This is a genomic window from Microcoleus sp. CAWBG640 (genome assembly GCF_020883015.1).
Taxonomy (GTDB): Bacteria; Cyanobacteriota; Cyanobacteriia; order Cyanobacteriales; family Microcoleaceae; genus Microcoleus; species Microcoleus anatoxicus.
This window is the reverse complement of record NZ_JAHRFC010000126.1, coordinates 1-10618: the sequence shown is the minus strand read 5'-3', so window position 1 is coordinate 10618 and position 10618 is coordinate 1. Positions and strand designations below refer to the sequence as shown.

The window sequence follows — 10618 nt, the reverse complement described above, 5'->3', positions numbered from 1 at the left end:
AAGCTAATTCCTGGAACGACATTAGAAGGAGAAAATGCCGCCTGTTCTACTTCCGCAAAAAAGTTTTGGGGATTGCGATTGAGTTCGAGAATTCCCACATTAATTAAGGGAAACTCTGAGTGCTTCCACACTTTTGTCAAGTCAAAGGGGTTTTCGCGATATTCTGCGGCCTGGGCTTCGGTCATTACTTGAATGCAAAAGCGCCACTTGGGATAATTACCTTGCTCGATCGCTTCAAACAAATCGCGAGTGGAATGATCCGGGTCTTCGCCTTTAATCCGCATCGCTTCTTCGGCGGTAAAATTTTCAATACCTTGCATTGTTTTGAAGTGGAATTTGCACCAAACCCGTTCTCCTTGAGCATTGATTAGGCTGAACGTATGGCTGCCAAAACCGTCCATGTGGCGGTGGTTTTTCGGCGTACCGCGATCGGAAAACAGAATTGTCACCTGATGCAGAGATTCTGGACTCAGCGACCAGAAATCCCACTTAGCGTTAGGATCTTTGAGATGGGTTTGCGGATGGCGCTTTTGTGTATGAATAAAATCAGGGAATTTCAGCGGATCGCGGATGAAGAAAACAGGGGTGTTATTGCCCACTAAATCCCAGTTACCTTCTTCGGTGTAAAATTTGAGCGAAAAGCCTCTGGGGTCACGTTCTGCATCCGCTGAACCTTGTTCGCCGCCTACAGTAGAGAAGCGGAGGAGAACCTGAGTTTGTTTGCCAATTTCTGAGAATAGCTGAGCTTTGCTATAGCGAGTAATGTCATGGGTGATGGTCAACGTGCCAAATGCAGCGGCTCCTTTAGCATGGACAACGCGCTCAGGAATGCGTTCTCGGTTAAAGTGAGCTAGTTTCTCCATCAGGTGAAAATCCTGCATGAGAATAGGCCCGCGTTCACCTGCTGTCAAGGAGTTCTGGTTATCTGCAACTGGAATCCCGTCAGCCGTTGTCAATGTTTTGTGTTCTGTCATGGTTGATAAACTGATTGCTGTATCCTCAGTGTTCCATAGGTTTCTGGGACGGGGGTCTATCTGGGGAGGTAATTCTCAGATGTGCGATCGGGTGTTAGATTATTGGTGTGTTTTGAAAATTTGCTGAGTCAATTAAAACTAATAACCTGTCCTAAAATAGAAGAGACATCCTATATTAATTCCCTACCATGTCGATCGCCGTCATTAAAGAACATATCGAAATCACCCCAGGAATCTGTGGGGGAAAACCCCGTATCGCCGGACATCGCATCCGAGTTCAGGATATAGTTGTTTGGCACGAACAAATGGGAATGTCACCAGACGAAATTCTGTATCACTATCCGAGTATTACTTTATCTGATATCTATGCAGCTTTAGCCTATTATCACGATCGTCGAGATGAAATTCGCTCTGCGATCGAAGCAGATGCAGAATTTGCCCGCCAATTGAAAGCTCAAACCCCATCGCTATTGCAACAAAAATTAAAAAATCGTCAACATGGCTAAGATAAAATTTCATCTTGACGAAAATATAACTCTTGCCATAGGGAATGGATTGCGAAGACGTGGAATTGATGTCACCACAACTCCAGAACAAGGAATGATCGGGCAATCCGACGAACAACAATTGGCATTTTCCCTGTCTCAAGAGCGAGTAATTTTTACCCAAGATACGGATTTTTTAAGATTGCATCATGCAGGTTTGTCTCATGCGGGTATTGTTTACTGTCTGCAAACCAGTAAATCGATTGGGGAAATTTTGCAAGGATTAGTATTAATTTGGGAGGTACTGAATGCTGAAGAAATGAACAATCATTTGGAGTATTTGTAAAAATAGGCGATCGCAATTAATCTTGGCAACAGGTTCTCACATATTCTCGAACAACAAGAGATAAATCAAACAATACTTTCTCTCCTTCTATTCTTTGGAGCAAATAACGTTGACCCAACGATCGCAACCCATTCATTAAGTCCGATGATGACAGAGATAAACTTTGGCTTAAATCTTCCTTTGACACAGGTACATCAAATTTGCTTAATTGTAAAAGAATCTCTTGCTCTGTGGGTGATAGCCGTTTGAATAATTCAGTCAACCGAGATTTCATATCTTTAGTGACAATTAAACTGTCTTCTTGTAAAAAATCAGCAACTTTGCTACCAAAAATACTTTTAATTAAACTGGCAATATCTTTTAAATCAACGAAATTTCCTCCGTACATATCGCTAAACTCCGCCCAGGCTTCATCATCTTTTAAACCCCATTTTTTCAAGATTTCTGTATGGTCTAATCCTTGTAAATCTAAGCACTTAATAGGATATAAATCCTCATCCAGACTAATCATTTCTTGACATTGTTCCTGACTAATTAAGATTAAGCTACTTTGATGTTCTATATTTGTCATCATTTTCAATAAATTTTGGAAATTTTTAGATTCCGTTTTGAACTCTCCTGCCAATTCTCCCTTAATAAATAATTCTTGGAAATCATCAAGGACGATTAAACATCTTTGTTGACGCAAAAGATTGAAAAACTGAGTTAACTTATTATCAGTTTGAATAGAATCGCGATCGACACCTGTGATGATTTCATTAATAATGGCATCTAAAGATTGAGATAGTTTGAGGTTTTTCCATATTACTACATCAAATTTTTGTAAATTTAGGTCAACAAACTGTTTGACTAGGGTGGTTTTGCCAATTCCACTTAATCCCAAAACTGAGACTAGATGAAGATTTTGGTCGATTAACCAGTGGGAGAGGGTTTGAAGTTCGGTTGTGCGATCGTGAAAACTGGTGATTTTAGGGGCGAGGGTTAAATCGTGATACCCTTTGTTTTTACTTTGTTTTTCTTTGATTGATTGATTTGCATCTGCTGGAGGAGAATTAGGACACCAATTAATCTTACTATTTATTAAGCCAACAAACTGAGAATTTATCACTCTTTCAATAGTCCAAGAAAAATTATGTCTACTAATATCTTCTTTTAAATGTTCAGATAAAATCTTAAATAATTTACGACTAACATCTCCAATATAGTTTTTACTCTTATACCCGCATTCATCTGCAATCTCAGTGTAAGTTTTACCTTGCCACAGTCCCTTAACAACAGCTTTTTCTAGGTCGTCGAGGTGTTCTCCTGTTTGTTTCTCGACTGCCCGATCTACAAATTGTAAAATTTCCGTAATACTCATAGGATTGATGTAGGGTATGGCTTTTAGGCATTATAGCGTAATCTCAACCAAGAAAATCAGGTTTTTTCTGGTTTTTAGTTAATATTTTGTTACAAATAATTCAAGAAAATCTGTTTTTTTTGTGTGCAGCGTTCTGAACAGGAGATTTAACATGGGAGAAGATTTAACTTTACCGTTCTGAAAAACATTATGGATTTACGAGGTTTTCTCGAAGGTTTAGCAAAAGACATTCTGGGCGATCAGAAGATGTCGGAGGAGGATTTTGAGAAAATCTACCGCATGATTGAAGACAAGGTAGATAATGAACCACCTCCTCGTTTCGCTTTTATTGGTGAAACAGGAGTAGGAAAATCCTCTACACTGAATGCACTTTTTAACGCCGGTTTAGATGTGAGCCATGTCGAAGCTTGTACCCAAGAGGCCACAGGAATTGAAGTATCCTTTAATCAAGTTGAAGGTGTTAATGGAGCATTAGTTGCTTATGATATGCCTGGATTGGGTGAAAGTCGCTTAAAACAAAAAGAACACATTGCTCTTTATGAACAGGTGTTAAAAGACGTAGATGTCGCCTTGTGGATTTTAGATGCACAAAATCGAGCGATCGCTTCAGTACAGCAATATTTAGAAACTGAACTGAAAGCAATTCATCCTCGACTTTTAGAGCGCATGGTAATTGCTTTAAATAAAGTTGATTTAGTCCATCCTGGGGGGACAGCTTGGATTGAAATAGCTAATTTGCCCAGTGAAGAACAAGAAAGAAATATCGAAGGAAGAATCCGTGATGTTCAAAGAAAAATTCGGGAAGTATTACCAAATTGGCAAGGAAAAGTTGTAGGATATTCTGCCAACAGACGCTACAACTTACCTCAACTTTTTGATACCATGATGGATGCTGTACCTAACAAAAGAAGATGGGTAGTTGCATCTCGTAAAGCATTAGCTGATTTTCTGGAATTAGTCGATCCTCAGTTATTACCTCCAGAAAAAAGACGAGAAAGAGCAACTCATCAACAACCTCAACCTTCAAAGATGTCTGATATTGTTGCTAGTATGCCTCCTGAAGAATTTGCTAAATTTGCTGGGGATAAAAAAGCATTTTTAGCATGGCTAAAACAACAAGGAATTTAATTCACTATCTAGTGCAAATCAAGTCAAATTGACAAACAGGAGATTTATCCATGAGAGAAGTTCCCAATGAAAACTATATTGCGAGTGATGATATGGCTAAAATCAGACAGAGATTAGTCAATCAAATCAGCGGTATGAGTGATGCTGAATTGAGGATAGCAGCGAAATCTGAAGCAAGTTTAAGAGCTTTTGTAGCCGATCTATTTAAGTCAATTGCTAAACTGTTTGGCTATATTGTGGGACAAGTAGTTGGTTTTGGCAGAGATATAGTGCGATCGATCGGTGACGGATGGTCAGAAGGCTGGAAAGCTGGACTAGGTTAAACTCTGCTTGTATTATCTCAATACCTCTACATTATTTTTTAGTATGTAGAGGTCAAATTATTTATTGTTGTATAAGGTGATAATTATGAGTGAATGGATAGCATTTCCTTTTCCTAAATGCCCCAGTTGTGGTAAACAATGGGGAAAAAACTATCATAAAGATTGTCTTTTTAATGGTCAATTGCTAGTTGAACCTTATCAAAGACAGGTTAAATGTGAATCTTGTAGCGCTCAGTGGTATATTCTAAATAGTAAATTTAACTGTTCTTGTGGGTATCAATTTTATCCTTCAGAAGTGGAAGATGCTCTCTCTACAACTCAGCTATTAAGACAGCGTTTACTTCAAAAACTAAATGAGATGGATAGTTATGAAAAAAGCATTATTTCCAAATCAGAAAATTCTTTTCAACAATGGATACATGAGATTAGTTATGAGATAGGAAAAGCATTGGGTACAACAGTAGCAAAAGCCCAAGAAGTTATTAAAAATTTCTTTGATAAGTGGTCATTATAGCTAAAATATAATCCTAATGTTGATGAGAATAGCATTTTGGGCTATATTTTGCAGAACTATACTCTCCTGACTCTAAATAGGTGATGATAAAAGCAGTACCTATTCAAAAGTTCTGGCAATGACTTTTATCCCATCCGAAGCCTTTAAATCTATTAGTTATCCCAGCCGCACCGTAGAAAGAGCCGATCGCGCGATCCGGTGCAGCCCATTTCAATTACACTTCTTCCAGACCATCCGCGATAACAGCGTTTTCCTGACAACGATCGCCTCAAATTCCGGTGTCGAGAGTGGCTACACCCGATCGCCCGTAGCCGAACTAGCAGCCGAAAACTCCCTGCTGTGGCTGATCCAAGTCGGCGTACTGCGGCGAGAAGTAGACGGACAAGGGATTACCGACAGTTTTCGCCTCACGCCCCTGGGCCGCCAACTCGTGGAAAAATGGGAAGGGGAAGGACAGAAAGTGCCGGATGCTTCATTGTGCGATCGACTGGGAAATGCCTTTAGCCGCGGGTTGGGACTGTTTCTATGAGCTTTTCTCACTGCCACAGTCTGATAGATAGTCCGACAGTCCGACAATCCGACAGTCCGACAGTCCGACAGGGAATGAATTCCCTGTCTCATAGCGAAAGTCGGTTAAAACCGACTGCAAGTCTAAGAGAGGAGGGAGTGGCCTAGGGATTTGGTTCGATCGAATGTGCGTGCGATCGCCTATACTGAAATATCTGGTTGTCAGCTCTTCAAGGACGAGAGAGGACTAAATTCCTCACTACAAACTTAATTATGATTATTTAACTCGACTACTTATCAACTCTCAACTAACCGCTAACTACTAACAACTAACTACAGAAAACGTTTCACAAAAATGGAAGCAAAATCTTACAAAGACAGCGTAAATCTGCCCCAAACCAAGTTTGAAATGCGCGCCAACGCCGTCAAACGGGAACCGGAATTGCAACAATTTTGGGCAGACGAACACATCTACGATCGCCTTTCGGAAAATAATCCGGGCGACTTGTTCATCCTCCACGACGGCCCGCCCTACGCCAACGGCCAACTCCACATCGGCCACGCCCTCAACAAAATCCTCAAAGATTTTATCAACCGCTACCAGATGCTGTGCGGCAAAAAAGTCCGCTACGTTCCCGGTTGGGATTGTCATGGATTGCCGATCGAACTTAAAGTATTGCAAGATCTAAAATCGGCAGAAAGACTCAATCTTACCCCGATCGAACTCCGTCGCAAAGCCGCCGCCTTCGCCCAACAAACCGTCGAACAACAACGCGCCTCCTTCAAAACCTACGGCGTTTGGGGCGACTGGGCCCATCCCTATTTAACCCTGAAGCCAGAATACGAAGCTGCCCAAATCGGCGTATTCGGTGAAATGGTACTCAAAGGCTACATCTATCGTGGCTTCAAACCGGTTCACTGGAGTCCAAGTTCCAAAACTGCCCTCGCCGAAGCTGAATTAGAATATCCCGAAGGCCACACTTCGCGCAGCATCTACGTTGGCTTTCATCTGAGAAAATTGTCAAAATCTTTGCAATCGAAGCTCAAGCGCTATATGCCGAGCCTCTGGGCAGCGATTTGGACAACTACCCCCTGGACAATTCCCGCCAACTTGGCGATCGCCGTCAATCCCGAATTGGATTACGCGGTGGTGGAACCATCGGCAAATTCCCACATCGCCCAACAATTCATGTTAGTAGCTCTGGATGCGGTCGATCGACTATCGGCAACTTTTAATACAGAATTAAAAATACTGGCGACTTTCAAAGGCAAAGAATTAGAAGGTTGTACTTACAAACATCCTTTGTTCGATCGCGAAAGTCCGATCGTGGCTGGCGGCGATTACATTACCGCTGATTCTGGGACGGGATTGGTGCACACCGCACCGGGCCACGGACAAGAAGACTTTATCGTCGGAAAACGCTGCGGTTTACCAGTTTTAACTCCCGTAGATGAAAACGGAAATTTCACCGCAGAAGCCGGAGTATTTGCAGGTCTAAATGTCCTCGGAAATGGCAATAGCGCAGTCATTGATGCTCTTTCCGAAGCAAATGCTTTGATTAAAGAGGAAAGTTACGCTCACTCCTATCCTTACGATTGGCGCACTAAGAAGCCAACTATTTTTAGGGCGACGGAACAATGGTTTGCTTCGGTGGAAGGGTTTCGTGATGAAGCGTTAACAGCCATTTCTAATGTGAAGTGGATTCCCGCCCAAGGGGAAAATCGGATTACTGCAATGGTAGGCGATCGATCGGATTGGTGCATCTCCCGCCAGCGGACTTGGGGCGTTCCGATTCCGGTATTCTACGATGAAGAAACTAACGAACCGCTTTTAAACGAAGAAACTATCGCCCACGTCCAAGCAATTATTGCTGACAAGGGTTCTGATGCTTGGTGGGAAATGTCGATCGCCGAATTACTGCCGGAATCTTACCGCAATAATGGCCGCACTTACCGCAAGGGAACCGACACGATGGATGTGTGGTTTGACTCTGGTTCTTCCTGGGCCGCAGTGGCTAAAGGGCGATCGGAATTAAACTATCCTGCTGATATGTATTTGGAAGGTTCAGACCAACATCGCGGTTGGTTTCAATCCAGCTTGCTCACCAGCGTAGCAACAAACGGCGTTGCTCCTTACAAAACAGTTTTGACTCACGGTTTTGTGCTGGATGAAAAAGGCCGCAAGATGAGCAAATCTGAAGGAAATGTTGTCGATCCAGCCTTGGTAATTAAGGAATATGGCGCGGATGTTTTGCGGTTGTGGGTGTCTTCGGTAGACTACTCGGCCGATGTGCCTTTGGGCAAAAACATTCTCAAACAGCAGTCGGATGTTTACCGCAAAATTCGCAATACAGCTAAGTTTTTGCTGGGGAATTTGCACGACTTTGACCCCGCAAAAGATGCCGTCCCTTACGCGGAATTGCCGGAACTCGATCGCTATATGTTGCACAGAATGGGCGAAGTTTTTGCGGAAGTAAAGGATGCTTTTGATAACTTCCAATTTTCCCGATTTTTCCAAACTGTGCAAAATTTCTGTACGGTGGACTTGTCGAGTTTTTATCTGGATATTGCCAAGGATAGACTTTACATCAGCGCTACAGATGCTCACCGCCGCCGGAGTTGTCAGACGGTGATTGCGATCGCTGTGGAGAATTTGGCAAAGGCGATCGCACCTGTGTTGTGTCACATGGCTGAGGATATTTGGCAATATATTCCCTATCCCACACCATACAAATCAGTGTTTGAATCGGGCTGGGTAGAATTGGATGCTTCATGGCATAATCCAGAATTGGCGACTCGTTGGCAATATTTGCGGCAAGTACGTGGGGAAGTGAACAAGGTTTTGGAAAAAGCTCGGATGGAGAAGGCGATCGGTTCTTCTTTGGAAGCTAAGGTTTTATTGTATGTTCCTGATGTTGAAAAAAGAGAGCAGTTACAAGCTTTGAATCCTAGTAGTGAGGGATTGCTGGAGTTTGTGCGATCGCAAAATTCAATTATCGAGTTAGCAGCAGCGGAAAAAGCTAAAGCAGTACAAGATCTACAGGAAGAACAAGCAGCAAATGTTGCCAAGGTATTGACAGAAACGACAATTCATGTAGAGGAGGAAACCATCGCAGAGGGCGATCGACCTTCAGAAGTCATCGAATATTCTGCCGTTGAACCCTCGGTTCCCGATCCACAGCCAATCTTCGAGCGAGTTGCTCAGTTTGTAGCAGATATACCTACCTACCTGGGCAATTTCTTCACAGAATACCAAAAGGTTTTGGTCACAGTTGGCTTGTTGGCCTCACTCTTGGTAACTGGTAAAGTAACCCTGGGAATCTTGGATACAATAAATCAAATTCCCATGCTGGGGGGACTGTTGGAAATCATCGGTATCCTATTCACCATTTGGTTTGCTTTCCGTCATTTGTTGTTCGCAGCTAGCCGTCAAGAACTGGCAGAAAATATTGAGTTGCTGACAGCAGATGTGCTGGGCAAGACCAGCGCGATTGTGATTGCAGAAACCCAGGCGATCGTACTCACAGCCCCAGTAGAAACAGCGATTGTAGCAGTACCTGAAATCCCGGAAATGGTACTGGCGAGCTCAGTCCAACCACTGATGGTAGAAGTACCTGAAATCCAGACAACTGAATTAATTCCAGTCGAACCAAAATTAGAAACACCGGCCCAAATACCTGTAGCTTCTAATTTAGTAATGACCGGGAACGGTGTAGACGAATTGCGCTATTTGTTCATTACTTCGGAAGTGGAACTAATAGAATCGAATCAGGTTCTGCAAGAGTTGCCTTACAACTTCCAGTCTCCTGATTTGGCGATTGGTGTAGTCAAAGCAGATGGCGAAAAGTGCGATCGTTGCTGGAATTATTCTACTCACGTCGGCGAGTCGATCGAACATCCGCTAATTTGCGAACGCTGCGTTTCAGCAGTAGACGGTGAATTTTAATCTAGGCGCTGATAACGCACCCTACATTTAGATGTAATGTGCGTTAATTGAAGTTTTGTAGGAGCAGGTTCGCCTTTGATATTTGAGAAGTATCGACAAATTATATAAACCCGCCCCCACCAAACAAACAGCCCTTTATTTCCAGTCTAAGAACTAAATATCCTCTGGATCGATCCCCATCTCCCGCAGCTTAGCCGCTAGCCGATCGGCTCGTTGCTTTTCATGCTCTGCGCGCTCCTCGCCCGTCAGCAGTAGATTCCCATCGCTATCCCACCAACGCAGCCAGGGCAACGTTTGATTGCCTTCGGGCCCGATCCAAATGCCCAATTCTACACCCATGCGGGCGATCGGGTAATGCCCGCGCTGGTTCGCTGCAATGAGTTGATAGTGATTTGCCACTAATTCATAAACTTCGACTGCGGCTTTCTCCACCTCGTAAATTGCATAGAAGGGAATCCGAATCGCCTGCTCATAAACCCAAAACTTCCCCGCTTTGGCTCCCTCAACTGCCGAGGGCGGTGTCGAATCGCGCTCTTCTGAGCCATTTCCTGACACAAACTCGATCGCAATTAGCGGAGCCACAAATTCCTTCCACAACACATAAGATCGCCGTCCCACCCCATCCAACAAGGGCGGCACATTCGGCACATAGAACCAGTCCGGTGCTTCTGCACCTCCCTCCGGTGGGTCAGTCAAGCGCCAATAAATCCCACAATCTTGACCAATCGCGTATTGCCCATCCGGGTGCAGTCGATCGAGGATAGGACGAATAGAAGTGGTGAGTAGCAAACTTTGCGGATGTTCTTGGAAATTTTTCACAAATGTACCATCTGACTCCGGTAACTGCGTATGATCCGGTAATGATAAAAGAGGCCGTGATTGCGCGATCGTCATGGGGATATCTCCAACTTTAGCTAGACAGACGGGAATCCCCACACTATACCGCCTCGGTTAGTGTGGGATGAAAGGCGTGTGAGGTGAGGATTCCATCTGTTCACAATCTCAAAGCATAGCTTTGAGGAGTGGGCGGATGGA

Annotated in this window: 10 protein-coding genes; 7 read left to right on the top strand and 3 right to left on the bottom strand. The window is 43.5% G+C overall.

Going from position 1 to position 10618, the window contains the following annotated elements; genetic code table 11:
* A partial coding sequence (locus AAFP11_RS28250; RefSeq protein WP_341740010.1) for a catalase occupies positions 1–974 on the bottom strand: 974 nt, incomplete at its 3' end.
* Between the two features lie 188 nt (positions 975–1162).
* On the opposite strand from AAFP11_RS28250, the gene AAFP11_RS28245 reads away from it, so the two are divergent.
* Both AAFP11_RS28245 and AAFP11_RS28240 read left to right on the top strand, forming a co-directional pair.
* Positions 1163–1480: a DUF433 domain-containing protein gene (locus tag AAFP11_RS28245; RefSeq protein WP_194011686.1), complete on the top strand. Its 318-nt coding sequence runs from the start codon at positions 1163–1165 to the stop codon at positions 1478–1480.
* On the top strand, positions 1473–1805 hold the full coding sequence (locus AAFP11_RS28240; RefSeq protein ID WP_341740009.1) for a DUF5615 family PIN-like protein: 333 nt from the start codon (positions 1473–1475) through the stop codon (positions 1803–1805). The genes AAFP11_RS28245 and AAFP11_RS28240 overlap by 8 nt, the downstream gene beginning before the upstream one ends.
* Positions 1806–1821: 16 nt before the next feature.
* On the opposite strand, the gene AAFP11_RS28235 is transcribed toward AAFP11_RS28240, so the two are convergent.
* Complete coding sequence (locus AAFP11_RS28235; RefSeq protein ID WP_341740008.1) at positions 1822–3165, bottom strand: NB-ARC domain-containing protein; 1344 nt, start codon at positions 3163–3165, stop codon at positions 1822–1824.
* Positions 3166–3354: 189 nt separating this feature from the next.
* Between AAFP11_RS28235 and AAFP11_RS28230 the strand changes: the two genes are divergently transcribed.
* The 5 genes from AAFP11_RS28230 to ileS all read left to right on the top strand — a co-directional run bounded on the left by AAFP11_RS28230 (position 3355) and on the right by ileS (position 9583).
* On the top strand, positions 3355–4293 hold the full coding sequence (locus tag AAFP11_RS28230) for a GTPase (protein ID WP_341740007.1): 939 nt from the start codon (positions 3355–3357) through the stop codon (positions 4291–4293).
* 50 nt (positions 4294–4343) lie between these two features.
* Entirely contained in the window at positions 4344–4616 is a 273-nt protein-coding gene (locus AAFP11_RS28225; protein ID WP_341740006.1) for a hypothetical protein, read from the top strand.
* An 85-nt stretch (positions 4617–4701) separates the two neighbouring features.
* Positions 4702–5130: a hypothetical protein gene (locus tag AAFP11_RS28220; protein WP_341740005.1), complete on the top strand. Its 429-nt coding sequence runs from the start codon at positions 4702–4704 to the stop codon at positions 5128–5130.
* 118 nt (positions 5131–5248) lie between these two features.
* Positions 5249–5659, top strand: a complete 411-nt coding sequence (locus AAFP11_RS28215; protein ID WP_341740004.1) for an Npun_F0494 family protein — start codon at positions 5249–5251, stop codon at positions 5657–5659.
* A 333-nt stretch (positions 5660–5992) separates the two neighbouring features.
* Positions 5993–9583, top strand: coding sequence for an isoleucine--tRNA ligase (gene ileS, locus AAFP11_RS28210; RefSeq protein ID WP_341740003.1), 3591 nt, complete (start codon positions 5993–5995; stop codon positions 9581–9583).
* A gap of 153 nt (positions 9584–9736) precedes the next feature.
* Here the strand turns inward: ileS and AAFP11_RS28205 are convergent, their stop codons facing one another.
* Positions 9737–10477 (bottom strand): Uma2 family endonuclease, encoded by a 741-nt coding sequence (locus tag AAFP11_RS28205; RefSeq protein ID WP_340523057.1) that lies wholly within the window; start codon positions 10475–10477, stop codon positions 9737–9739.
* Positions 10478–10618 lie beyond the last annotated feature (141 nt).

What these genes read in the sequence shown, in the direction of transcription:
- AAFP11_RS28245 (WP_194011686.1), top strand. Translation starts at nt 1,163, where the DNA reads ATGTCGATCGCCGTCATTAAAGAACATATCGAAATCACCCCAGGAATC.
- AAFP11_RS28240 (WP_341740009.1), top strand. Translation starts at nt 1,473, where the DNA reads ATGGCTAAGATAAAATTTCATCTTGACGAAAATATAACTCTTGCCATA.
- AAFP11_RS28235 (WP_341740008.1), bottom strand. Translation starts at nt 3,165, where the DNA reads ATGAGTATTACGGAAATTTTACAATTTGTAGATCGGGCAGTCGAGAAA.
- AAFP11_RS28230 (WP_341740007.1), top strand. Translation starts at nt 3,355, where the DNA reads ATGGATTTACGAGGTTTTCTCGAAGGTTTAGCAAAAGACATTCTGGGC.
- AAFP11_RS28225 (WP_341740006.1), top strand. Translation starts at nt 4,344, where the DNA reads ATGAGAGAAGTTCCCAATGAAAACTATATTGCGAGTGATGATATGGCT.
- AAFP11_RS28220 (WP_341740005.1), top strand. Translation starts at nt 4,702, where the DNA reads ATGAGTGAATGGATAGCATTTCCTTTTCCTAAATGCCCCAGTTGTGGT.
- AAFP11_RS28215 (WP_341740004.1), top strand. Translation starts at nt 5,249, where the DNA reads ATGACTTTTATCCCATCCGAAGCCTTTAAATCTATTAGTTATCCCAGC.
- ileS (WP_341740003.1), top strand. Translation starts at nt 5,993, where the DNA reads ATGGAAGCAAAATCTTACAAAGACAGCGTAAATCTGCCCCAAACCAAG.
- AAFP11_RS28205 (WP_340523057.1), bottom strand. Translation starts at nt 10,477, where the DNA reads ATGACGATCGCGCAATCACGGCCTCTTTTATCATTACCGGATCATACG.